Annotated in this window: 24 protein-coding genes and 1 tRNA gene; 13 read left to right on the top strand and 12 right to left on the bottom strand. The window is 42.0% G+C overall.

Annotated features, from left to right (window positions below):
* Positions 1 to 41 precede the first annotated feature (41 nt).
* The 3 genes from V7O64_RS04940 to V7O64_RS04930 all read left to right on the top strand — a co-directional run bounded on the left by V7O64_RS04940 (position 42) and on the right by V7O64_RS04930 (position 3,362).
* Positions 42 to 482 (top strand): hypothetical protein, encoded by a 441-nt coding sequence (locus V7O64_RS04940; protein ID WP_407356911.1) that lies wholly within the window; start codon positions 42 to 44, stop codon positions 480 to 482.
* A 200-nt stretch (positions 483 to 682) separates the two neighbouring features.
* On the top strand, positions 683 to 1,138 hold the full coding sequence (locus tag V7O64_RS04935; RefSeq protein ID WP_407356910.1) for a hypothetical protein: 456 nt from the start codon (positions 683 to 685) through the stop codon (positions 1,136 to 1,138).
* A gap of 202 nt (positions 1,139 to 1,340) precedes the next feature.
* Positions 1,341 to 3,362, top strand: a complete 2,022-nt coding sequence (locus tag V7O64_RS04930; protein ID WP_407356909.1) for a sodium-translocating pyrophosphatase — start codon at positions 1,341 to 1,343, stop codon at positions 3,360 to 3,362.
* Positions 3,363 to 3,556: 194 nt separating this feature from the next.
* Here V7O64_RS04930 and V7O64_RS04925 read toward each other — a convergent pair whose 3' ends face one another.
* Positions 3,557 to 3,736: a PLDc N-terminal domain-containing protein gene (locus V7O64_RS04925; RefSeq protein WP_407356908.1), complete on the bottom strand. Its 180-nt coding sequence runs from the start codon at positions 3,734 to 3,736 to the stop codon at positions 3,557 to 3,559.
* A gap of 455 nt (positions 3,737 to 4,191) precedes the next feature.
* Between V7O64_RS04925 and V7O64_RS04920 the strand changes: the two genes are divergently transcribed.
* The gene (locus tag V7O64_RS04920) at positions 4,192 to 5,100 is read left to right on the top strand and encodes a hypothetical protein (protein ID WP_407356907.1); all 909 of its coding nucleotides are present in this window, start codon (positions 4,192 to 4,194) and stop codon (positions 5,098 to 5,100) included.
* Here the strand turns inward: V7O64_RS04920 and V7O64_RS04915 are convergent.
* The gene (locus tag V7O64_RS04915) at positions 5,094 to 6,014 is read right to left on the bottom strand and encodes a TIGR00269 family protein (RefSeq protein ID WP_407356906.1); all 921 of its coding nucleotides are present in this window, start codon (positions 6,012 to 6,014) and stop codon (positions 5,094 to 5,096) included. The genes V7O64_RS04920 and V7O64_RS04915 overlap by 7 nt on opposite strands.
* 509 nt (positions 6,015 to 6,523) lie before the next feature.
* Between V7O64_RS04915 and V7O64_RS04910 the strand changes: the two genes are divergently transcribed.
* Complete coding sequence (locus tag V7O64_RS04910) at positions 6,524 to 7,375, top strand: hypothetical protein (RefSeq protein WP_407356905.1); 852 nt, start codon at positions 6,524 to 6,526, stop codon at positions 7,373 to 7,375.
* Between the two features lie 74 nt (positions 7,376 to 7,449).
* Here V7O64_RS04910 and V7O64_RS04905 read toward each other — a convergent pair whose 3' ends face one another.
* Positions 7,450 to 10,068, bottom strand: a complete 2,619-nt coding sequence (locus tag V7O64_RS04905) for a PAS domain S-box protein (RefSeq protein ID WP_407356904.1) — start codon at positions 10,066 to 10,068, stop codon at positions 7,450 to 7,452.
* Positions 10,069 to 10,499: 431 nt separating this feature from the next.
* Between V7O64_RS04905 and V7O64_RS04900 the strand changes: the two genes are divergently transcribed.
* Complete coding sequence (locus V7O64_RS04900; protein ID WP_407356903.1) at positions 10,500 to 11,129, top strand: LysE family translocator; 630 nt, start codon at positions 10,500 to 10,502, stop codon at positions 11,127 to 11,129.
* A 264-nt stretch (positions 11,130 to 11,393) separates the two neighbouring features.
* Here the strand turns inward: V7O64_RS04900 and V7O64_RS04895 are convergent, their stop codons facing one another.
* Positions 11,394 to 12,110: a hypothetical protein gene (locus V7O64_RS04895; protein ID WP_407356902.1), complete on the bottom strand. Its 717-nt coding sequence runs from the start codon at positions 12,108 to 12,110 to the stop codon at positions 11,394 to 11,396.
* 132 nt (positions 12,111 to 12,242) lie between these two features.
* Here V7O64_RS04895 and V7O64_RS04890 point away from each other — a divergent pair, with 132 nt between their 5' ends.
* Positions 12,243 to 13,124, top strand: a complete 882-nt coding sequence (locus V7O64_RS04890) for a cation diffusion facilitator family transporter (RefSeq protein ID WP_407356901.1) — start codon at positions 12,243 to 12,245, stop codon at positions 13,122 to 13,124.
* A 25-nt stretch (positions 13,125 to 13,149) separates the two neighbouring features.
* Complete coding sequence (aroC, locus tag V7O64_RS04885) at positions 13,150 to 14,247, top strand: chorismate synthase (protein ID WP_407356900.1); 1,098 nt, start codon at positions 13,150 to 13,152, stop codon at positions 14,245 to 14,247.
* Between the two features lie 13 nt (positions 14,248 to 14,260).
* Here aroC and V7O64_RS04880 read toward each other — a convergent pair whose 3' ends face one another.
* Positions 14,261 to 15,106, bottom strand: coding sequence for a PstS family phosphate ABC transporter substrate-binding protein (locus tag V7O64_RS04880; RefSeq protein WP_407356899.1), 846 nt, complete (start codon positions 15,104 to 15,106; stop codon positions 14,261 to 14,263).
* 270 nt (positions 15,107 to 15,376) lie between these two features.
* On the opposite strand from V7O64_RS04880, the gene V7O64_RS04875 reads away from it, so the two are divergent.
* From V7O64_RS04875 to V7O64_RS04855, 5 genes are all read left to right on the top strand, one after another.
* On the top strand, positions 15,377 to 16,312 hold the full coding sequence (locus V7O64_RS04875) for a PhnD/SsuA/transferrin family substrate-binding protein (RefSeq protein ID WP_407356898.1): 936 nt from the start codon (positions 15,377 to 15,379) through the stop codon (positions 16,310 to 16,312).
* Positions 16,313 to 16,326: 14 nt separating this feature from the next.
* Positions 16,327 to 18,153, top strand: coding sequence for an ATP-binding protein (locus V7O64_RS04870; protein ID WP_407356897.1), 1,827 nt, complete (start codon positions 16,327 to 16,329; stop codon positions 18,151 to 18,153).
* A gap of 157 nt (positions 18,154 to 18,310) precedes the next feature.
* Complete coding sequence (locus tag V7O64_RS04865; RefSeq protein WP_407356896.1) at positions 18,311 to 19,273, top strand: PhoU domain-containing protein; 963 nt, start codon at positions 18,311 to 18,313, stop codon at positions 19,271 to 19,273.
* Complete coding sequence (locus V7O64_RS04860) at positions 19,227 to 19,661, top strand: hypothetical protein (RefSeq protein ID WP_407356895.1); 435 nt, start codon at positions 19,227 to 19,229, stop codon at positions 19,659 to 19,661. Before V7O64_RS04865 ends, V7O64_RS04860 begins: the two co-directional genes overlap by 47 nt.
* 202 nt (positions 19,662 to 19,863) lie before the next feature.
* Positions 19,864 to 20,067, top strand: coding sequence for a hypothetical protein (locus V7O64_RS04855; protein ID WP_407356894.1), 204 nt, complete (start codon positions 19,864 to 19,866; stop codon positions 20,065 to 20,067).
* A 122-nt stretch (positions 20,068 to 20,189) separates the two neighbouring features.
* Here the strand turns inward: V7O64_RS04855 and V7O64_RS04850 are convergent, their stop codons facing one another.
* The 7 genes from V7O64_RS04850 to V7O64_RS04820 all read right to left on the bottom strand — a co-directional run bounded on the left by V7O64_RS04850 (position 20,190) and on the right by V7O64_RS04820 (position 25,941).
* Positions 20,190 to 21,215, bottom strand: a complete 1,026-nt coding sequence (locus tag V7O64_RS04850; protein ID WP_407356893.1) for a PhoU domain-containing protein — start codon at positions 21,213 to 21,215, stop codon at positions 20,190 to 20,192.
* A 112-nt stretch (positions 21,216 to 21,327) separates the two neighbouring features.
* On the bottom strand, positions 21,328 to 22,491 hold the full coding sequence (locus V7O64_RS04845; protein ID WP_407356892.1) for a substrate-binding domain-containing protein: 1,164 nt from the start codon (positions 22,489 to 22,491) through the stop codon (positions 21,328 to 21,330).
* A gap of 859 nt (positions 22,492 to 23,350) precedes the next feature.
* A tRNA-Thr gene (locus V7O64_RS04840) sits at positions 23,351 to 23,422 on the bottom strand.
* A 70-nt stretch (positions 23,423 to 23,492) separates the two neighbouring features.
* Entirely contained in the window at positions 23,493 to 24,494 is a 1,002-nt protein-coding gene (locus V7O64_RS04835) for a class I SAM-dependent methyltransferase (RefSeq protein ID WP_407357264.1), read from the bottom strand.
* A gap of 427 nt (positions 24,495 to 24,921) precedes the next feature.
* The gene (locus V7O64_RS04830) at positions 24,922 to 25,557 is read right to left on the bottom strand and encodes a CDGSH iron-sulfur domain-containing protein (protein ID WP_407356891.1); all 636 of its coding nucleotides are present in this window, start codon (positions 25,555 to 25,557) and stop codon (positions 24,922 to 24,924) included.
* Positions 25,558 to 25,655: 98 nt separating this feature from the next.
* A complete protein-coding gene (locus tag V7O64_RS04825) occupies positions 25,656 to 25,760 on the bottom strand; it encodes an NAD(P)H-dependent oxidoreductase (RefSeq protein WP_407357263.1) in 105 nt (34 codons plus the stop codon).
* Between the two features lie 7 nt (positions 25,761 to 25,767).
* Entirely contained in the window at positions 25,768 to 25,941 is a 174-nt protein-coding gene (locus tag V7O64_RS04820; protein WP_407356890.1) for a hypothetical protein, read from the bottom strand.
* Positions 25,942 to 26,225 lie beyond the last annotated feature (284 nt).

Below are 26,225 nucleotides of genomic sequence, written 5' to 3'. Positions count from 1 at the left end.
AAGATATCAAATGCAGTCATTTCGGGTATGAGGAGTAAAATATGGATAAAAGGCTTTCTTATGGATTGCTCATCATTGTTGCAGTTGTTCTGATGGGTTCTGCCGGGAATATCTGGTCATGCGGTCCCGTTCAGGTGCAGGGTCTGCTCCTTGTTGACGGCACATCTTCAATTGGTTCTTCTGATGGTAACGGTTCCGGTGATATTTACAGGTACGAGTTCACTCTTTACAATAGTGGCGGGGAGGATATTTTCATAACAACAGTTGAACCTGTTCTTCGTCAAAGTCCCTATATTGCAAGTTCGCAGGCTTCTGTCAGCCGGGAGCTCAACAGGCTTGTAGCAGCAGGTTCCTCTGTCACGGTCAACGGAACTATAGAACTGTCCGCAGCTAACATATCAAAGGAAGAGATAGTTGATCTGGAACCTATACTTTATGTCAATGTTTCTTCCATAAGGTCAATACCTTATTTCAGGCATTGACCTTTAACATTTTCCGGCCGCACTACCCATATTTCCGTTTCAGCTTTTGATTATTTCAGTTTTTGATTAATACTATTATAATTCAATAGATAGTAATCACGCACCCAGTGTATACCTTACTTTGTTAATGGAAACATATATAGTAGCGACTACGTATAATATTAAATGTCATAAGTCCATAATAGGCATCAGGTGTTAAAATGAAGCTTGAACCTAAAGATAAGGATAGGATAGTATCAATTGTGGCGTCACGCTACTTTTCAGACCAGGGGTGGAGATGGATCGACCTTAATAATGAAGTCTCTAAGATACACAAGGCATATGATGAGCTAAGGGATCAGTATGCTGCTTATCCTTACATGAGCAGGGACTGGTATGTGAGCAACTCGGCAACTAAAAGTGTTCATATGTGCGACAACTGGAACGAGCTGAGTGAACTTGTTGAATTTCTCAATGCCTATGGGCAGCACTTTGATTTTCTTGTAAAGGACACTAAGAAATCATTATGCATAGCCAGCACCGACGGATATCTTACATCTGAACAGAAAACTGCCATATCCGCTGCCCGCAGATCCAGGTACAATGTCTTTGTTTTCAGGGTGGATGTGCCGGATGACATTGATTTTGAGCTCATGCAGATAGGGGGCGGAGTGTAATCCTTATTCTGTCTATCGACACATTCATATTATGTGTATTCTATTTCAGCCTACTTTTATATAGTATATATCTGTATTATACCCGACGTGATTACGATTATGTAGCAAGTCTTCCTTAATGACATGCTGCTTTATTAATATTTATAAAAGTGAAGTGATTAAAAATTATATTTAAAAGAACTATATTGAGAGGAGTTTTAATATGGAAGCTTTAATTTATCTTGCCCCTCTTGCCGGTCTTATTAGTTTGCTGTTTGCCGGTATCTTTGCACGCAGCGTTCTCAAAGAGGATGCAGGTTCTGCAAAGATGCAGGAAATAGCAGGTGCCGTCCAGGAGGGTGCGATGGCATATTTGAATCGCCAGTATAAAACAATCGCTGTAGTAGCTATAATCCTTGCAGCGCTGATCTTTGTACTTCTTGCTGATGGTGGGAAGATCGCAATCGGATTCCTTGTTGGTGCGATCAGTTCCGCAGCAGCAGGATACATTGGTATGAACGTGTCAGTCAGGGCAAACGTCAGAACTGCCAGCGCAGCATCAAAAGGTTTGCAAAAAGCAATGTCTGTTGCTTTCCGTGGTGGAGCAGTAACCGGCCTTGCTGTTGTAGGTCTTGCGCTGCTTGGTACAAGTGGTTTCTACATACTTTATGGTGATGTGGACCTTGTAGTAGGATTTGCTTTCGGTGCCAGTCTTATAAGTCTTTTTGCAAGGGTTGGCGGCGGTATTTTTACCAAGGCTGCAGACGTAGGAGCAGATCTTGTAGGTAAGATCGAAGCCGGGATCCCCGAGGATGACCCGCGTAATGCAGGTGTAATTGCCGATAACGTTGGTGACAATGTCGGTGACTGTGCCGGTATGGGCGCTGACCTGTTTGAGACATATGTGGTAACCGTTCTTGCGTCCATGCTTCTTGGAACACTTATCCTTGATTCGTACGCCAATGCAATTCTTTATCCGCTCATCCTTGGTGCAGTAGCGATCTTCGCTTCTATCATTTCCGTATTCTTTGTGAAGGTCGGTAGTGATGGAAAGATAATGAAGGCATTATATAAGGGTGTAGCAGTTTCTGCGATTCTTTGTCTCATTGCTTTCTACTTCGTTACAACTTCCCTTATGGGGGACATCAGATTCTACTATGCAGCTTTAGTGGGTGTTGCCATCATGGTTCTGATGGTGGTTTTCACGGAATATTACACTTCCACATCTTTCCGTCCGGTGAAGACAATAGCATCAGCATCTGAAACTGGTGCAGGTACGAACGTTATTTCAGGTCTTGCAATCGGTTTTGAGAGTACCGCACTTCCTGTGATCGTTATTATTGCAGGTATTCTGTCGTCCTACTTCATTGTAGGCGGTGCAGCAGCCCCTGCAATCGGTCTTTATGGTATTGCAATTGCAGCAGCTGCAATGCTGTCGACTACAGGAATGATCGTAGCACTTGACTCATACGGTCCAATCACTGACAATGCAGGTGGTATTGCAGAAATGGCCGGAATGCCATCCGAGGTACGCAAGATCACAGATGCATTGGATGCTGTAGGTAACACCACAAAGGCTGTTACAAAGGGATATGCAATAGGTTCTGCAGCTCTTGGTGCACTGGCCCTGTTCGCAGATTACAGGCACAAGGTAAGCCCGGAGGGAACTACGCTTAACCTTAGCCTTGATGACCCTGTCGTCCTTGTGGGACTGTTCATCGGAGGACTTCTTCCTTTTGTATTCAGTGCTGTGACAATGCGGGCTGTTGGTAAGGCGGCTTTTGAGATAGTCAATGAGGTTCGCCGTCAGTTCCGTGAGATCCCCGGTATTATGGAGGGAACCGCAAAGCCTGAATATGGTAAATGTGTGGACATCGTTACTGCAGCAGCAATTCGTGAAATGGCCATACCCGGTGCCCTTGCTATTGTCGTACCTCTTCTTGTAGGGCTCGTACTCGGACCAGAAGCCCTTGGCGGTCTGCTCATCGGTATCATTGTCTGTGGTCTCTTGCTTGCGCTCACAATGGACAACGGTGGCGGTGCATGGGATAATGCAAAGAAGCTCATAGAAGATGGGAAATATGGTGGAAAAGGCTCTGAAGCACATAAGGCAGCTGTTGTCGGTGACACTGTAGGTGACCCGTTCAAGGACACTTCAGGACCTGCCCTCAATGCCCTGATCAAAGTTGTGAACATGGTTGCGATCCTGTTCTCCTCACTGTTCATCGGTGCAGGTATCTTCTAAAAGAGGTATAGATTCAGTTTCCGGCAAAAGCCGGACTTCTTTCTTTTTTGATATTTCCATTCAGGCACGTTGCTTAGCATTGAAGGAGATATTATATTTTTCCAATGATTACTACTAATAAATGTATTATAACATCTACATCTGAATTAAAAAAGAAATGAAAAAAATGAAAAAAATTGATTTTCTGATGTTGATTACCGCTTCCCAAGGAAATAGTAAGCTATGGCCCCAAGGACGCCAAAAATTATTGCAATGATTATCCATAGCACTTTCTTAATTGGTTCAAGTCTGTCATTCCTGGTCATTACATCATATATGACCCATATAACAGATACAAGCGTGATCAATCCCCATATATCGTACATCACTGACATTGTTTTAACCCCTGCAAAAAGATAGCTGATAATAACTATATATATTTTCCTGATATTTTCATCCGACAGTTATTTTTCTTGAATGCAAGTTAACAAATATCTGTTCTTAGTTAAGATTTTAAAATCACTGAAATTCAAAACAGAATCCGATAACAAATAGCCTGTCAAATAACAAATAGCCTGTCAAAGAAGACAACATGCTTTGCACGGGTGGTCGGGTTTAATGTATTTGGGGAGTGGGGTTTAAGTGTGGGAGTGGGTTTAGTGTATGAAAAGAGCCACCCGCGCAAAAGCAAATTCTACATGTCATTATATTATTTATATTTTGCTATTTTGGTTTACATGTTAAAATATATAAGTTATTCCTCTATCGATCTATTCATGAATAAAGTTATTATGGGATGCAAATAAATATGAGTGATACATAGAATGTCCATATCTTCGGAGTCATTTTGATGGTTGAGGACATTGTAACAGTTATCCGAAAAGGTTTTGGTACATGGACAGGGAATCTTAACATATGTATTCCTTTTATACTTGAGATGATAACAGCTATAGTTTTCTTTGTTCTGGCAATGTTGGTATTCACGGTTTTATTTATTGTTCCGATCGTCTCTCAACAGAACATCGATCCTGAAAACATAAGTCCTGACCAAATGCTGGAAATATTCTATTCTATCTTTTCACAAAGCATGTGGTTGCTTATCATTACAGGTGTCTTCCTACTCATGCTTTACATGCTTTTCCAGTCCTTTTTTGCTGCAGGAGCTATAAAGATGGCAAGTGAAGCTTCAGAAAAAGGAAACACTGATCTTGGCGATATGCTGCGGGGTGGAAAGGAAAATTTTATTAATCTTTTCCTTACGAATGTACTCGTATTCCTGCTTGCAGTTGCAGGCCTGGTGTTCCTGGTCCCTGGTATTATTTCAATAGGTGATCTGGATCTTTTCCTGGCAAACCCGCAGAATGCGTTTGCAGGTGCATCCTTGCTTACGGCAGGCCTTCTTTTGTGGGTGCTGTATGTAATTGTCCTGAGCATTATCTTTCTTCTTGTGGACTATGCACTTGTCATTGACGGCCTTGATCCTATATCCGCGATTGAAAAAGGTATTCATGTTTTCAGGGAGAATATGTTCCCTGCCTTTATGATGTGGCTCCTGGTGGTAGGCATAACAGTGATGCTGAGTCTGATCGGAGAAGCAACATCCTATGTGGATGTGCTTGCACAGCTCTGGTCATTTGGGGAATTCATTCTCAATGTCATCGTTATACAACCCCTCATCACGGTCTGGCTTACGCGTTTCTATTTAAACAGGGAAAAAAGGAAACTTTATTCCTTTGATGACTATGCGCTGGACTACTGACCGCGTTTCAAAAGTTTACATGCCTGGCATAGTTCTCCGGTACATGCCTGACCGCATATGATACAGTTTAACAGTCCTTCCTGTGGAAATTCACGCCCCAGTATGCCCGATATCTTGTCAAAGCCACTCAAAAGGGCATATTTTGTACCCGGATGCCTGACTTCGAATTCATTGAGCATGATCCTTATTTCCCTTCTCATTGCTTCATGTGCATAGGGACATCCGCCAAAACCCAGTGGCAGGTTGTGAAGATAGGCATAAAGTGCAACTTCCTTCTCAGGGATCTGCCTGAGGGGCTTCATTCGTAATACAAGTCCTTCCAGCTCTTTTGGCGGAGCAAGCCTTACCATGCGCGATACATCACCCTTTAGGTGATTCAGAAGAATGGTCTGTGCCTCATCATCAAGATTATGACCTATAGCCAGTTTTGTAGCGCCGATTTCCAGTGCTGTTTTGTTCAGCAGGGATTTGCGCAGGACCCCGCAATAGCTGCACGCTCCTTTTTCCCTTTGCATCGGTGCTATTTCATCCATTGTGGTGCCATATTCCTCCCTGAAGGAGCGTACAATGAGCCTGATTCCGAGTTTTTCGGTGAGTTCCTTTGCAGATGAAATCGTATCCGGCCTGTAGCCTTCAATACCCTCATCAATGGAAATTCCCACAATCTCGATGTCCGGTCTCTTGCCAAATATCCGGTCCAGTATGTAAAGAGTGGTACTGCTATCCTTGCCACCGCTAAGTCCGACTGCAATGACCTCATTCCTTTTAACGCTATAATGTTTCCTTATGGTAAGTTTTATCTTACGCTCAACATCCTCTATGAAGTGTCTTTTACACAGGTGCATACCTGAATATTTCTGGAAGATAATAGCATCATTGTTACATTTATTGCATTTTATCGTTTTTGTCTCCATTCCTGTAAGGACATGGGATATTAATATTTAAAATTGTCCTGGATTTGTAGAGCACTGATTGATTGATTGATTGATTGACTTTCACCCTGTAAGTATTTTTTATGTCAGAACCATTCATAAAAACTTAAATACAATCTAACTGATTATTAAAACAAGGCACGGTGACATGCTTGAAGTATGTCTTTGGCGGCAACTCGTATATCAACCAACCAACCAACCACTTTTTATGAGGGAGGCACGTGCCTTGTGGATTCTTTTGATGTTCATATGTTGTTTTGTGTAGTTATACAATATTATCTATAACCATAGTGGCACAGTAAGGTCATCATTTTATGGTCATGAAGCCAAAATATGGACATGTTGTTATTATATGTCTACATAAATATGTATTTACAGGACAATTTTCAGGTCAATGTAATCTCTGAAAACCCGGGATAAATACTACTATACTATAACGCTTATCAATCAAAACCACATAATTATAAAAATTGTAAAATTGAAGTAATAACATGAGTGAGGAACTCTTTTACCAGAACCAGCTTCAGAATCTTGAAGATATCAAAGCAAAATATTTCATTCAGCTTGATGAAATTGAAAAAAAGCGTGCAGAAATCGCTTTAAAAAAGGAACAGATAAAGTCTGACGAATCCTTACTTATTGAAGAGTATCGCAAGATCCATGAAGCAAAAAAACTTATTGCAGGGGAATATGAAAAGCTTGCAGATAAAAATGAATGGCTGAAAGCTGCAAAAAAGGAATTCGAAGAGAAAAGAGATACATTTTCTGAAAGAGTAAAGGAACTGGAATCACAGATTAAAAGATATGAACTGGATCAGGATTCACTTCAAAAAAGAAAATCAGAACACTACAGGGTACTTCGTTCTCAATATGAAGAGGAAGTTGTCCTTGCTAAAAGGCAAAAGAGAATTTCAAGGACCAGATCCCTTCTGGATGAAAAAATAAAAGATATGCTTGCACAGAAAGGGGAACTTGCTTCCTATGAGATGGATATTGAGGTAGGTAATGAAAAGATAGCACGCAAACGTGAATACCTAAAGCATCTTAACGCCGATCTTTCTTCAATGGAAAAAATGATCAATTCCAGGGAAAAGGAACTTTCTCAAATGCGACAACAGACTGAGGATGAGATCGGGAAACATGTAACCATCCATAAACAGCATCTTAATATGATCAACAAGGATTCAAGAATTGAACAGCAGATGGCTTATATCAAAGTGCTTGAAGATGATATGTTCGAACTTAGAAGCAAACTTAAAAGTACATCTGAAGAGCTCGCGCATCTTAAGATATGTTCCAGGATATTTGAACAAAACCTTGAATTGCTTGCTGGCAGGGTTTGAAGCATACTAATAGCTGACCGGCAGCAAACGTTGCTGAAGCTTTTAATGCACATCAATGATCTTGTATTTTGTCGTTATTGCTGCATCCTCTCCAATGCATCCTGTTTGCCTATGGTAAAAGTAAAAGTGCTCCCGTATCCTTCCCTGCTTTTGACATCGATATTCCCGTCGTGCATCTCGACGAACTGTTTTACGAGTGCCAGCCCAAGACCTGTTCCTCCGAATTTTCTTTTGTTCGATGCATCGACCTGTGTGAAAGGATTGAATATTTCTTCCAGCATGTGAGGAGGAATCCCGATGCCTGTATCAGATACGGATATATGGACATGGTTATTAGTTCTGTCGGCAATTACAGAAACCTTTCCACCCTCGGGGGTGAATTTTACGGCATTGCTCAGCAGGTTGAACAATATCTGTTTGAACTTAAGCCGGTCTGCAAATATCTCATTTGTTGTGATATTGTTCACAATTTCCATTTCGATTTCTTTTCTGTCGGCCAGCGGGGACATAGATGTACGTACCTCATCAAACAATTCTGAAAGAGGAAACTTCACACAATCAATTTCCATTTTACCTGCTTCCAGTTTTGAAAGGTCCAGCACATCATTTATAACGTCAAGCAGATGATTTCCACCTTTGTTAATATGATTGACATATCCAAGCTGTTTCGCATTAAGTTCTCCGAACATCCCTGTACTCAGCAGGTCCGAAAATCCAATAATTGCTGTGAGGGGGGTACGCAGTTCATGGCTCATGTTTGCAAGGAACTCTGATTTGATGCGGCTGTTCTCTTCTGCAAGCATTTTGGCTTCTATCAAAGAATACTCTGCATTCTTTTTCTCCGTAATGTCGCTTGCAAAGACAATAAAACGGGTTTCGGAAAGTTTTGCAGCGTCCATTCTCATCCAGAAATCTTTTCCACCTTTGCCTGTGCAAAGCAGCTCAATACTTGCAAAGCCTGTCCTCCTAACTTCATTATAGCAATGCTTTGCCCTGTTCCTTGAATCAGGGGTTACGATATCAATGGTGTTCGACCCGACTAATTCCATTTCCTGATATCCGGTGATCAGGCAGGCAGCATTGTTCACTTCCAGATACTTGCCCTGTTCATCTGTAATGAAGATACCATGCGGTGCGTTTTCAATATAGTTCCTGAATTTCCACTCACTCTCCTTCAACGCATCTTCAGCTTGCTTACGTTCGGTGATGTCGCGATAGTTCATTAGGATCCCTCTGATAGAAGTTTCTTCCAGAAGGTTGATACTAGTGTATTCGATCCACCGGTAACTTCCATCCTTGCAAAGATAACGTGCTTCTGAGGTCACTGTGGCCTTTGGACGTTCAAGGATGGCTGAAAAGATATCTTGTGTTCGTTTCAGATCATCAGGGTGGATATTTTGCCATACAGGGATTCCAATGATCTCTTCTGCCTTCCAGCCGAACCATTTCTCTATATTCGGACTCTTGAAGATGATAGCTCCATCCTTATCCACAATGCCGATCACATCAGCAATGTTCTCTATCATAGCACTCTGCTTTGCCTCGCTTTTTCTCAGAGCTTCTTCTGATATTTTCTGATCGGTGATGTCCCTTAGCTCAACAACCCTTGCACTTTTTCCTTTATACGGGATGCTCTTTGCCTGGATCCTTGCAGGATAGATCGTGCCATCTTTGCGTTGTCCCATTACCTCATATGGCTCTTCATTCCCTGAGCTCATTTTGTTGAGGACCATACTCCTGAATTCTTCAGCTATAAGCAACAGACCTTCAGTTGCGATAAGCTCGTCATTTGAGTAGCCTGTCATTTCTGAAAGACCTTTGTTGCAGTCCATTATTGTTCCGTCATCGTGGATGAAGATCCCGCCAAAAGATGCATTGTGCAGGGTTTTGAATCTTTCTTCACTTTCCTTTAATGCATTTTTTGCCCGCTGACTTAAGATAGCTTCTCCAATACCGTCAGCAACAATCCTGAGGAGGTTGATATCATCTTCCTGCCATCTGCGGGGTTTCTGGCAATCATCAAATCCTATAAAACCCCAGAGCTCTTGCCCGGTATATATCGGCAGGATAAGTATTGAAACGATTCCCTGCTCCGCAAGGACTGTCCTGTCAGGTTCCTGAAGATCTTCAACAATATGTGCATAATGTTGTCTTGATAGCAATGACGGATACAGACTCTGTGCCCCTTCACTGTACGGCAGAAGTTTCAGGTCAGGATTATCTATTTGCGGTTCAATGCCATCAGCAACAACTTCGTATATCTGCGACATACATAATCCAAATTTGGGATCATCGACATTCCTGAATATGTAAGATCTGCTATTATCCACAGCTTTATGTAGTACTTTAAGTATTCGGGGCAGGATATCTTCTACATCTTCCGCCTCGAGTAAAATACGCATACATTCAACAGTTGCAAGCTCATAAGCCAATCTGTCCCGGAGCAGTCTTTCAGCATCAATCAGATGTTCCTGTGATTCTTTCAGTTCTTGGATGCGAGGTTTGAGATAAATGTAAAGAAGAGAGCCGGTGACCAGAACAAAAGCCCAGCCCTTATATGTCTGCAGCCTCATATAGGTCTCAACATCCGGGACAAACCATTTCAGCACAGAATCCGAGGATATTATCCAGACGCTGGCCAGAAGTAAATACAATGCAGTGGTTTTAAGAATCAGATTCCTGTTCATCTTCATATCGGAGCTTGTATTCATTTCCCTAATTTTCCCTGGCCATATGAACCTTATCATTCTGGCTATTAGTTGTTAATCATGTTATTGTCAGACATTTCCCTATGTTCTTCTTAAGGATCTATTATTGCTCTTCTTGAGCTATATGTATTTCTTTATATATTTTGTTTTATGCATGATATCTGGGATTTAGTCCGACCGGCCCTGTCAGTCTCATTAACATAATTCTTTTCAATAGTTCTTGATATTTTATTTTGTTTCTTCTGATATTTCATCTTAGGGGCCTGTGATATATTTTTTGATCAAATGTATTTTCTTATGATACTGATTATTATATATATACATGGTGTCGTTACCTGTCTTCAATATGTATGTACATTCATTTTATCCCTAAATCAAAACCTTTATGGCCATCTGATGAATAAGGAGAACCGGATATGCCTGGGATCATTGAGTTTCTGTTATCGGGTATCTTTCTCGGTCTTGCCGCAGGTATCTCTCCGGGACCACTTCTGGCCCTGACAGTTTCCCAAACCTTGCAGCATGGTCCCGGGGAAGGCATCAAGGTTGCATTATCACCTTTATTAACGGACTTCTTTATCGTTTCATCCGTTTTACTGGTTCTGGTGAATTTTGAAAGCCAGGGGTTTGCACTTGCAATAATAAGTCTGGCAGGGGCAGCTTATCTTATCCATCTTGGAATTGGGTCATTCAGGATCAAAAACGATGATATTGATCTCCGTACCGGGGACAGGAATTCATTAAGGAAAGGTATTCTGGCCAATTTCCTGAGCCCTCACCCATATCTTTTCTGGATTACTATTGGTGCTCCCATCCTTTTCAGTGCTATAGAAACGGATATGCGGGCAGCAGGACTTTTCATTGCAGGATTTTACACCCTTCTTGTTGGTTCAAAGGTCCTGGTGGCAATAATTGTGGGCAGGTCAAGATCATTTCTAAGTAGTGGGTATTACCTCTGTACAATTCGTGCCATGGGGCTTGTGTATATTGTATTTGCCTTATTCTTCATAGGTGAGGGTATGGAGCTGTTAGCTTCTGATCTTTGAGTTATCATGGAAAACAATACATTAGATCTGATTCTGTTGATTCTGAGGTGTGTTTTTTGACGGGGAACAGTCAGGAGGATTAGAGAAAGAGTCCACACCTCAGAACAAACCAGTATTATACCATTCCTATATTATATCTAATAGTTTTAATAATTTATGGTGTATATATTAATATTTCTGTCACATATTTCCATATCTGTAATTTCTTTTATCTGGATTCTATACGAATATATGGATGTCAGCTATGCAGGTATCCTGTTCTCCTCACTCAATTGTGCTCACAAGTTCCAGCATCTCATTGATCTCTTTGTTCCCATCGATATAGAACAGTGTGCCATTCACCGGCCCTATCTCAACATGATGTCCGCCGTCAGGTACAAAGCCCATTACAATGGTGCTTGAATCATCATTCTCAAAGGCTGTGACAAATACCACAATCCTCATTTCTGAGTCTGTTGAGTTGCCTGATGCAGAAAATATCCTGACAATCGTTTCTGTGCCATCTGAAAGTGTTATTTTTCGTGTAGTGGTTTCCTGCACATCCCCGGCATTGTTATCCGCTTCGATCTCATTTATCTTGCTTTCCATAATTTTACTTACAAGTCCAGTGGGCAGTTTTGCTCCGGCAGGCAGGGACAGGCGATATGTGACAATGCTGGCACTTATGCTCCCGGGAAGGTCTATTGAAACAGGCAGTTTGTTGCTTTCCTGAAATTCAATTGCCTGCTCATTGATATCAGATATAAGCCTTTCATTCTGGTATTTCACAGTTGCGGAATTGAGGACTATGCTTGTAGAATTGGTAATGGTTTGCTCAAATGATCTCTCTTCCACTGATACCTGGGACCATCCGTAGGCCAGGAGGGCATTCTCATCAATTGTTGCTGGTGATGTCATGGGAGTTTCAAGACATCCGAAACTGATACTAATTATAATCAATGCTGAAATAAGGAAAGTAATGTTCTTTATAGCCAGGGTCAAGATCTCACCGGGGTATACTATGTATCTATTTATATATTAAATCATTTGGAGTTAATGATTATTGGCTCTCCTTCTTTTTTTAGATATAAAAATCATATAGTTTATATTGTTAAGGTTCAATAGTCTTAATTGATGTACGATATGGATGCACGTTTCAGGAAAATCAGAAAAGTGATGTTCTATGTGCTTTTCCTGAACCTGGCCGTATCCTTTGCCAAGATCGCATACGGTTATTACACAAATGTACTTAGCATGCAGTCAGACGGGTTCCATTCTCTTTTTGACGGCGTATCCAATATCATTGGTCTTATAGGTATTCATATAGCAGCCAAACCCCCGGACAAGGAGCATCCATACGGTCATCGTAAATTCGAAACCCTGGCATCTATCATGATTGCCTTGTTGCTGGCATTGGTGGCATTTGAGATTGTTCATTCCGCATTTGAGCGCTTAGGGGATGGCAATGTTCCGCAGGTAACTGCAATAAGCTTTGCAGTGATGCTTGGGACCATGGCAATCAACTATGGGGTCACCACCTATGAGCGCAGAGTTGGTGAGGAAATGAACAGTGAAGTCCTTCTGGCCGATTCAGCACACACTAAAAGTGATATCTATGTCTCCATCTCAGTTATTATCGGCCTGATAGCGATAAGTCTTGGTTATCCTGTAGTCGATCCTGTCATATCGATATTGATCGCTGTTGTCATATTGCATGCAGGAGCCGAAATAATATTTCGCAGTATATCCATCCTTTGTGATGAATCGCAGATAGATACCGATGATATCGCACAGGTTGTCCGCAATATCGAAGGGGTGATAGACTGTCACAGGATACGCACCAGGGGTCCTCCGGGGAACGTCTATGTCGACCTGCATGTTGAAGTGGACCCTGAGATGAGCACCTATAAGTCACATACCATTTCCCACATTGTCCAGTACCGCATCAAGGAGAATTTTGACGGGATAGAGGATGTGCTTGTGCACATAGAACCGGCTCACACGCGGTCCATATAAATATTATCAGGGAATCTATACGATTATGCCAGGAAATACATTCGGACATTCTTTCAGGGTAACTACCTGGGGTGAATCTCATGGCAAAGCCCTGGGAGTAGTTGTTGACGGGGTGCCCGCAGGACTTCAGCTTTCAGAATCGGATATTCAGAAAGACCTTGACCGCCGGCGCCCGGGGCAGAGTGAAGTATCCACTCCTCGTCTGGAATCAGACACAGTTGAGATCCTTTCCGGTGTGCTGGAAGGGATTACAACAGGAATGCCTGTGTCCATGGTCGTGCGCAACAGGAATGCCAGGTCCGATGCATATGATTACATTAAGCATATACCTCGTCCGGGTCATGCAGACCTTTCCTATTCAAAGAAGTATGGCATTCGTGACCACCGTGGAGGAGGAAGGTCATCAGGCAGGGAAACCATTGGAAGGGTTGCCGGTGGAGCCGTTGCAAGAAAACTATTATCACTTTCAGGTATTGAGGTCTTTGCCCATGTGACAGAACTTGGAGGAGTGAAGGCAAAAAGGCTTTCCTTTGGTGATATTCGCACAAATGTCGATAGGAATGTTGTGCGCTGTGCCGACCCGGAGGCTGCGGACCTGATGCTTGAAAAGGTCAATGCCGCCCGGCTTGAAGGGGACAGCATAGGCGGGGTCGTGGAAATAATTGCCACCGGTGTTCCCGCGGGTCTTGGAGAACCTGTGTTCTCAAAACTCGATGCTGATCTCGCGTGTGCAATGATGGGAATAGGAGCTGTAAAGGGTGTGGAGATAGGCGCAGGTTTTGCATGCTCCGGCCTGAAGGGCAGCCAGATGAACGACCCTTTTGTGATTATGGACGGTCAGGTAATTCCCGGGATTAACAATGCCGGTGGTATCCTTGGCGGTATATCCACGGGGCTGCCAGTAATATGCAGGATAGCTGTAAAACCGACTCCTTCCATTTCAAAACCCCAGAAAAGTGTTGATATGTCTTTGATGGAAGAGGTAGATGTCGAAATACACGGTCGTCATGACCCCACTATCCCTCCAAGAATGGTCCCTGTGGCAGAGTCCATGATGGCACTGGTGATTACAGACCATATGATACGAAGCGGGAGGATAGGTCCTGATTTCCTGAAGGGATGATAATTACGGTATTTCAGTTGACAGGCAGATATCCCACATCAGCAATGATTTTTTGTCCCTCTTCACTTAGCACAAATCCAATAAAGTCTTTTGTGTTTTCTTCGGTATGTTTATTCGCATAATAATATAACGGCCTGGAAAGAGGATATTCTCCTTTCCTGATGGAATCAGCTTCTGGATAGAATACTTCTCCTTCCACGGCAAGACCTGCCATTTTTACACTATCATCCATGTATGCCAGGCCAATATACCCTATAGCTGAAGTATCTGATGCCACATCCCTGACAACGGCTTCAGTGTTTGGCTCTGTGGTTGCGTATATTGTGTATTCTTTATCCAAAAGCACATGTTCCTTGAAAAATCCATATGTGCCTGAGCTGCTATCCCTTATCAGGACCTTTATGTTTTCATCATTGCCACCGACTTCCTTCCAGTTTGTGATCTCTCCTGTATAGATCATCTTGAGCTGATCCATACTTAAGCTTTCCAGGAGATTGTCCTTATTGATGATCACTGATATTCCATCCCATGCAATTATGGTTTCGACGGGTTCAATGCCATTGCTAACAGCAGCTTTATATTCTGACTCTTTCATCTTGCGTGAGGCCATGGCAATTTCAACTTCGCCCTCTATAAAACTTGCAATGCCCAAAGATGATCCTCCGCCGATGACAACAATGTTCTTCTCAGGATACAGTTTCGTATAAGCTTCAGACTCGGCCAGGGATATTGGAAGGACAGTATCAGAACCTTTGATGAATAAGGTACTTTTGACAGTACCTGTATATGAGGTATTATCTTCTTCTGAGGGGGTAAAAGAATTCATTTTTGTGTGGTCTGTAAACACATCTTCATCCACAGTATCTGGTTGAACGGCAACGATTATAATTGAAAACAAGATGACCATAAAAGTAAGAAATACTACATATTTCCGAGTCAATGAATTAAAACCCTCCTTCGATATATTAAATGAATTTATTATATATATAATTGTTGTACTTTAATATTAATGTGTATTATTATAGGATATGTACCATTATATTTATTATTATGTAGGTATATTTAAATAAAAATAGTGTAATTGTGAGGCATATAATAAATTGCAGGAAAAATTCAAAATGGTGCGTTTGTGAGACAAAGAATGACAGGTTCTTATATGAATTCCCGATTCTATCTGCTGTTTGCTTCTCTGCTTCTCTCTATTTTAGTTATCACCCTCTCAAGCGGATGTTTTGAAGGAGAAGAGGCTTTAAAAGTCTCTCTTGAAAGAACTGAGATCCCAAAAAATCAAATCACTGATGAAAGGCCTTTACGTATAGGGGTTTTTTCCATGGCTTCCCCAAAAACAACCATGGAGTTCTACCAGGGCTTCCTTGGTCATCTCTCAGAGAATACTGGTCTTGACTTTGAACTTGTCCAGAGGGATAATCCTGCAGAGATCAATTATCTGCTGAAAACCAGATATCTTGATGCTGCTTTTGTAAGGGAGGATGATTACATGGAAGGACACGGGGATTTTGGTATGGAGGTAATTGCGGTTCCTGTAATCCATGGTGACCTGTTCTATTCCTCATATGTGATAGTTCGGTCAGATGGGAATATCAATTCACTTGAGGATTTGCATAACAAGAGGTTTGCATTCAATACTTACCGTTTTAACAGGGGCGAGATCGTTCCCGAATATATGAAGCCTGTGATAAACGAATCTCCGGAATCGTTTTTTTCAAGTTATATCTATAGCAACAGCCAGGACAATTTCATCGATATGGTCCTGCAGGGTACAATTGACGGTGCAGAAGTTGATTGCATAATGTGGGCTTATATAGTTGAGAATTCGGTGGATTACTCATCGAACCTGAAAATTATCGATTCCTCGCCCCCGCAGCTTGTGCCTGTTATAGCTGTCCATCCGGGTATCGATAAAGAACTGAAGGGAAAGATACAGACCTCTCTTTTAAGGATGCATGATGATCCGGAAGGAAGGGTGGTTCTGCATAACATGCATTTCAATATGTTCGTTGAAATGGAACATAGCACATATGCGTCATTTGGCAATGAATTATGAGGAATAGGATGCACATGGATAAAATATTTAATGCCTCCCTCTCGTATTTTGATAACTTCAGCATCAGAACAAAGATGACGCTTACTGTAGTGGCTATTATTCTGCTGCTGGGGATCATGATGGGTTCTTACCTCAATGTCGTACAGACAAATATGATGACGGCAGAACTTAATGAGAAAGGTATTTCAATCACCCGCAATCTGGCTGAGAATAGCGTGAATCCGATCCTTACGGATAACCAGGTTCGTCTTCAATGGCTTGTGGAAACCATAAAAGAGAGCGAATCTGAAGTTGTATACGTGTTTATAGTTGATGAATATGGTGATGTGCTCGTCCATACTTTCAAAGGCGGTTTTCCTGCAGACCTAAAAGGTCTCAATCCGGCCCAGGGCGGGACAAATGATTTGCTTCTTGATACTGAAGAGGGTTACATAAGGGACATATCATATCCGATAATGGACGGAAAGGCAGGAGAGGTACATGTAGGGATGTCCCAGGCAAGTATACGCTCTACTGTAGACAAATATACGATCTCCCTTGGATTATTCGTTCTTTTGCTCATTCTTGTTGGTTCCAATGTTGCATATTTTGCAGGCTCTGTGGTTTCCCGTCCTATAATGGAACTAAAGTCAGGTGTGGAAACATTTGGTAAAGGCGATTTTGATCACAAGGTCAATATTCGATCCATGAATGAAATAGGGCAACTGGCAAATTCTTTTAATGATATGGCAGAACATATTGCTTATCTTATCAGGGAGAAGGAAAAAGCTACAAAGGAAGTCCTGGATACGAGGAACTATCTTATTAAAATAGTGTCCGGAAGTCTTGATGGGATTGTTGTCATTGACGATGCAGGTAAAATAGAATTTGCAAACCAGGCATTTATGCAGATCGCAGAGTCAGTTAAAGAAGAGATAATCGGACACGATCTACATTCTTTCTTTAAAGAAGTGGATGATGGTCTCAGGTCGTTTCTGGGGAAACATGACAGCAGCACGGTTGCCTTTATCCATGAGCTGGCCTTCCTGACCCCGGGCGGTAAAATGAAATCGGTCATTTTGAGCATGGGGGGCGTGGAATACATGAACGAGATCAAATATGTGGCAGTTGTTAAAGATATTTCGGAAATAAAGAAAATAGAACAAATGAAACGTAACATCATTGCAAATATCTCACATGAATTACGCACCCCTCTGAACATCATGAAAGGATACGTTGAGCTCTCTATGGAAGAACAGAATGCAGATAAGAGGATCACTTACCTGCATCAATCATTGAAAGCCCTTGAAAAACAGAATTGGATGATCCAGGACCTCCTTGAGGTCGCCAGGGGTGAAAGTGATCTTGGGGGGCTGGATATTGTTAAGACGAGCATTAACAGTATCATAGAGATCGCATTCAAAAGTTTCAGCGGAAAATTTGAAGCTTCAGGTATAGATGTTGTAAAACAACTTCACAATGATGTATTTGTAAATGCAGATCCCGAAAAACTTGCATATGCGCTTACTAAGCTTATAGACAATTCTTTAAAATTCACATCTAAAGGTGGTTATATTGAAATTGGTACTATTCTGCAGGAGGATGGAGCCGTTGTCTATGTAAAAGACACCGGAACAGGTATCTCCGGAGATGACCTGGAGCATATATTCGAAAAATTCTATCAGGCTGATGGAAGCTCAACGCGCAGGTTCGGGGGCAATGGACTTGGGCTTACCATAGCGAAACATATTATAGAACAACATGATGGGAAATTATGGGTTGAATCTGAACCGGATAAAGGCAGTACTTTTTTCTTTTCAATTCCTCATTTAAAAGGGCAGGGTGTCGGTGCATCTGCATAAATGCAGGCCATGAATGCAAAGATTGAAGTTTTGTTATGCTCTAAGTAGTTTTGTTCTAACTATATAGTCTACATACATTCTATCAATCTATGAAGAAAAACTTTATAGACTAAACCCGAAGCAATAGTCCTGAGTTCTTATTGGGTCGTGAGAACAGATGGATACAAGAAAAGTACAGATTACAGGTAAATCCACCTATGTGCTTACCCTGCCCAAGAAATGGGCCAGTCGTTCCAGGCTGGAAGCGGGGTCGCATATATCTATATTCTACCAGGAAGATGGCTCTTTGCTCTTAAAACCACCCGGTTTAAAGGTTGCAAAGAAAACGAAGAAACTGAAATTCAACAAAGAGTTAGAACATATCAAAAGAGATATAGTGGGCTTGTATATCATTGGTGACTACCAGGCAATAGAGCTGGCAGGTGACCATATTCCATCTGACGCGCACAGGGAGATAAAGGAATTATGCCACCGGCTTGTGGGCCTTGAGATCGTTGAAAGCAGTGATCGGACAATATTGATGAAGAATTTCCTTGACACAGAGGATTTCACCATGGAGAAAGGCCTCAAAAGAATGTCCTCGCTTGTCTATCTCATGCTGGATGAGCTTGCAAGTGCATTTGAGGGAAATGACCGGGATATTTGCAGTCATATCATAGCCCGGGATGATGACCTTGACCGTATGTTCCTGCTGGTGTCAAAACAGCATGTTGAGCGTCTGAACCTGAAAAAGGTCTCAAAACACGACAATCTGAGCCTTGTAGAATCATTCTATTACCGGCTTGCAGCCAATGAGGTGGAACGCATTGGCGACCACATATCTAAAATATCATTGCATTTCTCTTATATCGTGCTGCCAGGGGAGGTCCTCTCCATACTGGTGGAGCTGTGCAGGGACTGTCAGTCTCTGTTCATGGACAGTACCCAAGCACTCCGTGAATCAAACAGCAAGCTGGCCAATGATGTTCTTGGGAGGGAGGATATGTTCAACAAGAAACTTATCATGGCCAGTCAGTTACCTTCAGAAGAGTCCATTGAGCTTATTATTGACAGTTTCAGCAGGATAAAGGATTATGCGTCAAATATTGCAGAGTCTGCGATCGATCTATCACAATTATAGGGTAATCCCTCTCTTTCTCTGCGTTTCGGTGGTCATCGACTATTCCCTGACCTTCTATTTCGCAGATAGTATTGAAATGATACTTGCACATGAGTTCAGTCCCACGCTGCTTTTTGCAATAAGGAACGATATCGTGCTTCCCTACCTGGCAGCTACCGTTGTGTTCTATTATGTGATGGGTTATACCATTCTCAAATTCCTTTCTGAAGAGGATATCTATCCTATAGGTGTCTTTATTATCCTGCTTATGAGCGTCACGCACGTACTGGGCGGTCTGTCATGGTTTGTTCTCAGTGAAGCATATTCCAATATGGTCTTCATGCTTTCCATGACCTCGATAATTATCGCGATATCCGTTTTCGGTTATGAGGTGCTGAAAAGGGAATGAGTTTCTTGTATGTCTGGATGCCCGGATATGTAATTGCTGAACCGGTGATTATTGAAATGTGGTTATTGGTATGTACTAACTGAGCCGGCACATACCGGGCAATATTGCCTACATAGCCTATGTAGCCTATATAGCCTATATATCTCAGGACTTTTCCCAACAGCCCGGAATAAAATACATATTTCCTTTGTGCAAGGGCTATATGCTTACAGGTGAATTCCATGCTATGAAGAGAACGGTCAGTTTGCTGGCGGCAGTGGTACTTTCCCTCTATACTTTCTATTCCACATGCTGGTACGCACCATCATCTTTTTTCAATATGGCTGTGCCTTTTGCTTTTGTCACATTGTCGGGGTATGCCCTGCTTGCATATGTTCTGTCCCGCAGGCTATCAAAAAAGCTGTGACAGTGCCAAAAAAGCCTCCAGGGTATATAGGCAGAAAGTTCAGGCTTTTTTCTGTTGTTTTTGCTTTGTTGCAGCTTCTGCTTTTGGCACCGCCTTATTGCGGCACTGGCGTCTCTTCTCTTTTACAGGTGTGACAGCTCAATAGATAGCTTTGCAATTTTAGATATGTGATCCCTTATACGGATGCAACTGTCAAACAATATGTCCAGGCGGGCATTTTCCTTGAAACAGATCTCTTTCCTGGCAGTCTCTATGCAGGATCCAAGTTCTTTTCCACGGGTGATTATCTGGCCGGAACGTTCAATGTCTGTAAGCTTGAAGGATTCGAATGAATCTCTGAAAAGGTCCTTCAGGGTGCTGCACAGTTCGGTCATGCAGGATGTGAGTTCCCATGAAGCATTCCCGTTCTCAAAGCACATGGCGATCTTTGTTATAAGGTCACCTGTGTTGTCAATTTCCTCTGCAGCCATGCGGTAGTAAAATGCCTGTGTGAGACTGAGGTCTTCTTTTGCCAGGTGGTTCTTTAAATTCATCTTCCTGAGGTAAACCCTTGATATCAGGAAATATGTCCTGTCGATCTCAATACCCCTTGAGATGAGGTCCTTGCAGAGAATGTCATCATTCTCATTTAGAACCCTGATAAGGTCATCGAACATAAGGTAAACAAGGGAAAACATGCGCTTTGTAGCTTTTTCAAGGGTGAAATCCTCCGTGCTCAGAAGGTTTCGGATTATTATCTTGCCGGGGGATGATTCCACCATTTCAAAACCAATGAGCTGCTTGCACAGATCCCTGATCATGTTCCTTTTCTCATTTGTGATCTCTGTGCCATGGATCTCTATTGCCTGGCAGTTCCCAAGTATGTACAGGGCTGTAATATCACGTTCCACGCAATCAAAATCCCTGTCCGCACTTATCTTTTTCACAAGCTGTTTCTCCCTGTATCCCGGCGGGACGATCAACACTGACCCATCATCCTGATAAGAGAACCCCAATTCAGCACCAGCACGTAATTTTGAATCCAGCACCCACTTTTTTGGAAGCGTGACTATGAATGTGGATTTCCCTGTGATCTGTATCTTCCGTGTGTCCGCAATACTGCCTTTTTCAAAAAGACCGGCACAGGATAAAGTAGTATTCTTAACCATTCCTCTCCTCCTCAGGTCAATATCGGGTAATTTTTTTGGTATCTGCTCTGTTCATGATATGTGATAAAAAAATGAGCCGGGGGCCGGCTCATCTACTTATCCGCTCTGATGCTCATGCAACACCAAGTGCACTGAAATATCCAGCATCATCGAACTTGTCCATTGATCCTGGCTGCTGCGCGTAGTTAATGAACCTTCCTTCAAGTGAGCTTGGCCAGCCATCGGTAACAAGATACATGTTCCTTATAAGACCTGCTGGATAGCCTGTATAGTCGTCATTACCCGTAGTCAATGCTCTCTTGATGTGTGACTTCACGTGGTCTGCATCATCGACACATTTCTGGCGCAGTTCGCATGTGCCATCATCGATTGCCAGAATGTTGATCTTTCCTGTCTTTGAAGCTTCAAGGGCATATCTGTAGTCTACAAAACCAACTCCACGGGGGTCGTTCATTATGGCTTCTATCATACCAGCATTGCCATTAACGGATACTGCGCCTTTAGTGGAAATGAAATCTCCATCTCCGCTTATGAGTTCTGAGAATACGTACTCAGTGCCTGACCTTGATTCAGCCCTTTTGTAAACAGTGATTGGATTGGTGGCAAGATCTGAAAAATCTGCTACACTTCCGCCAGTTCCATCTTTAATGTTGGGTTTTGTTATGAGATGCCTTAGGACTTTCTGTCCGGCAACAGATGAGTCTGGTAGTTTAGCAGGATCATCAATATTACCACCAGATACACTATAAATAGATTTTATTTGTTCAGGGGTCATTCGTGTTGTTGATGAGGCTGTTGAGGGGCTGGTAAAACCGATTGTTGTTCCGTCCCATGTAGTGATTTCCGATCCACCGATCATTACTACTGCGCTGCTGCCTATCCAGGCTGTTTCCAGATCAGGATATTTTGTTTTTTCCTGTGGGGTCAGTTCCCTGGATATTGCTGCTATGTCGATTACACCCATTCCCACACCTGCAATACCTGCACCACATCCACCGCCCTGAACGTTAAGGGCTATACCTGAGGAACTCTTTTCAAAATCATCTTTCATTAAGTCCAATACGGGTCCGACAGTTGTACTTCCTGCAACAAGGACTTGCGTAGAAGCTCCTCTTGCTGCATCTTCTGAGCTTGTACTGTCGGAGACATCGCCTGAGAATGAGCCTAAAATAGTTCCTACTGTTGCTGCACCGGCTATTGCAACCACTATGAGGATCAGGGTTGCAACGATGGGTGAAACCGCATGTTCATTGTTTATTATTCTTCTTATTTTCATTCATATCGCACCATTTGAATTATTGCCAAATTATTTGGTATACTACCAATCACTAATCATATTATTTTCTTCTTTCAATAGAAAAAAGCTAATAAATATCGCTATTTATGGCAGCTATTTTATCATAGGCGTATATAGCATATATAGTCTTTGGAAAGTAATCCAAACTGTTTGTATAGGCCGAAACTTTCTATTTTTTGGGATATTAGTTCTATTCATTCTTATTTTTGTTAATTGGGTATTGTACAAATTCAATGGCTAAATTTGTGTAATATGCAAAAATTGAGGTTTGAAAAATCTGTTGTGGACCTGGTGGTCAGGACTTAAGCTGGATGTTTGCCAGAGGTTAAACAGGATATGTGGTGGCGTAAACACTACTTAGGAAAGAATCATGCAGGATAAAGCTAACTAACACAGTATTTTCACAGTATGTTATCTAAAACAATACTTTTAAACACATCACTTTTAACGTAAGTGCAAAATAACCGGGTATTTTGAAATCATTGCTTTCTTTGTCTAAAATGAAGTAGGACTTTGTGTCTCCCATCTTTTCTGTGTGAATACACTTCCGTTGAACAAAATTGTGAATGAATGTTTCCCGTTCACAAAAAAAGTTCCTAACAAAGAATGTATTTTATCATCATCTTCTACTTCTTCAACTATCTCTCGAAAAGGTATAACAATTTGATCTATATTTATCACCCGATTTTTACGGAGAACTAATAAATATTATTTTGTTCTTTTACTTTGTGCTTGTCAAAATTAACTAAGAAGGACACAAACTTAAACAATCTGCGTTTTTTATTCTACCATTTTGAAATAGGTCTAATTATAAAAAAAAGAATTCAAACCAAAAAAAAGCCTCCGGGGGGATTTGAACCCCCGACCTGCTGATTACGAATCAGCCGCTATACCGCTAAGCCACAGAGGCAATGTGGACGACACTATAATTCTATATAATGATTTAATGATTTCGCTTATATTTGATTTATTCGGGCTGGTCAGATCACTTTTACTTCGATACAGACGTTTAACTGGTGGGGGGCATAGGAGCGGACTACTTTTGTCTCTGTGACCTCGGTGCTCCTGCCTGCTCTTTTTGCGGCTTCATCTATCAGCTTCAGGGAGCTGCTGAAAAGATCATCCTCCGGTGTGATGTCATAATAATGGATTGTGGCACCGGGGGCGCAGAGCTTTATGGCTGCATCCAGGAACTGGTGTGCGTTGTGGGGGAGGTTCATGATTACATGGTCGGCCATTGATGCAAGCTTTCCAGCTTCAAGGTTTGCATCACCTTCTATTGCTTCTACGTTACTGACTGCGTTAAGTTCTATGTTGCGGCGCAGGAAATGGATAGCATCGGGGTTCTTATCGATGGCTATGACCCGGATGAGGGGACTTTTCTTTGCTATCATGATACTGTAAGGGCCCACACCGGCAAACATATCTACAACTGTCTGTCCATCTTTGACCTGCAGGAGAATGCGTGCTCTTTCTGTGGCCAGGCGGGGGGTGAAGTACGCTCTTTCCAGATCTATATAGTACCTGCAACCGTACTCTTTGTGGATAGTGGAGGTCCTGTCCTCTCCTGCTATGGTCCTGAAGCTGCGTGTCCTGAACTCTCCCTCCACAGGCCCCAGGGATGCAAGCACCGTCCTGACATTCTTCTTCACCTTCATTATAGCCCCGGCTACCTTCTCAGCTTCCGGGACTCCGTCCTCTATCACCGCGATATCCCCGATAAGCTCAAAATGCGGGACTTCATCAAGGAGGTCCTCAAGTTTCAGCTGCCCCTTCTGCTCCTCGAATTCATGTTCTGTAAGCTTTAGATCCCCTGGAAGATCACGAATTTCGTATTCCTGCGGCTCTCTGATAAGGGGCAGATACAGATAATCCCCCTGACAGATGATCTTTGCAGAATTGTCCAGAAGCTCTGCTTCCAGCAATTCCCTGCGCAGAGGTTCGCCATTATTCTTCAAGACCTTGATGCAACTTTTTTTCATTTTCACTTACCCGATATAAGCTAACCTGTTATCTGCATACTGATGAACCATGAGCCAAATTATAGATTCGGCAGAACACACAAGATCCTGCCTATAAGTTTGCTTATAAGTTCTGTCTATATATAGTACAGATTATTTTGTTATACTGATCATTAATTATTATACTTTTTGATGTTTTTTATTTTTATGTTCTTATCTCAATTTTCATTTTCTTATCTCAAAGTATTATATTTGCATCTAATTCTGATTATGTAAAACCAACTAGTTAAACAATTAACAAATGCTATCATAATCGACCATTTTAGGCTTAATGACATCGCATTCCTTAAAACCCAAACCTCATACTCGACAGCATTCCATATTCCTCAGGAACACCATTTTCAATGAACACATGGTCATGCAACGATTCCATCGAGATAAAGTTAATTCAATTCTTCTCATCTTTGAATTCAATATCGCGGTGAGTGCCGTCACAGAATGGTTTGTTTCGGGAGGCTCCACATCTGCAAAGAGAATAATGGTCATGGGTGTCTGGTTCTGAACCATCGGGGTCATCAAGTCTTATTCCTGTTACATTGTAAGGTCCGTCCTTCAGAACAAATATCTCAGATTCACGTGAATAATCCTTATGCAATTCTCCGTTGATAGTGTAGCTCAATGCGCCAGAGGGACATGTCCTGATGAGTTGTGCTATCTCTTCCGGATCTACGGCATCAGGATCTGCCCAGGGATCTTGACCCTTTTTGAAAACAGAAGGTAGATTGCGAACACAGTGGCCTACATGGCAACATATATCCTTGTTGCGGTGGATGGTGATATCTTTCCCTACGTAAGTCTCAACTCTACCGGCAACTTGTCCTTTTTCATTTTCCCCGGAAAAACCGTTCTTTGCATGTGTTCCGTCACAAAATGGCATCTTAGACGAGCCTCCGCATCTGCAAAGTGTTATAACAGGTTTTGTGTCGATGAAAACACCCTTTGAATTCCTGAGCGTTTTTACATTTTTAGCAATGTAGGGACCGTTCTTTGATACCTTTATTGAAGGCTTGACCTCTTTATCCACTGGAACACCTCTATTATATATGCTCTGTATGCATCAGATTTCTAGTTTTTGCAGGGAACATCCTGGGGTTTTCCTCCATGAACTTATGTTTCCGGATTTCAGGCGGTCCAGAATTTGTCGATCTCTTCCATGTCTAGGTTCAGATCAAGCCATTCCTTTATTATAGAAGGGGTTGAGTACCAATATAATGGGTGCTGGAAAATAATGACATCATGATCTTGACAGAGACTTTGCTCTCTTTTGACATATCAGAAAATCAGGATATTTTGCATAGAGATCATTGATGGTTACATTTTCAATATCTTCAACAGCATCAAGAAGAGCACTATTGATCTTGGAACGTGTTCTTGCCGGATGGGCAAAGTTTATGAGAATTCTGTTCATGGTTTTATTTCCGGGATGATGGTTTCAGCGATTGCAGAATCCTGGAATTAAAAGGGATAAGGTTTAGTATCTCATAATTTTCAGAGTACAAAAAAGTTTCTGTTGTTTTTAAGAAACAGACACCATGGGTGATGTTTGAGGAAATGCCTGCGATTAGTTTGGCAATTTAAATAAAGGTGTGAGTTGAATCACACCTAGTCCATCCACAGTCAATACAGTAAATGCAGCCATCTGATTGTCTTATATGAGCGCCGTCAACTACTACGCTTGATTCATCGAAATTT

The organism is Methanolobus sp. WCC5 (assembly GCF_045690325.1).
In the GTDB taxonomy this organism is placed as follows: domain Archaea; phylum Halobacteriota; class Methanosarcinia; order Methanosarcinales; family Methanosarcinaceae; genus Methanolobus.
Note: the sequence above shows the minus strand (reverse complement) of the source record. Positions and strands in the feature narration are given on the sequence as shown.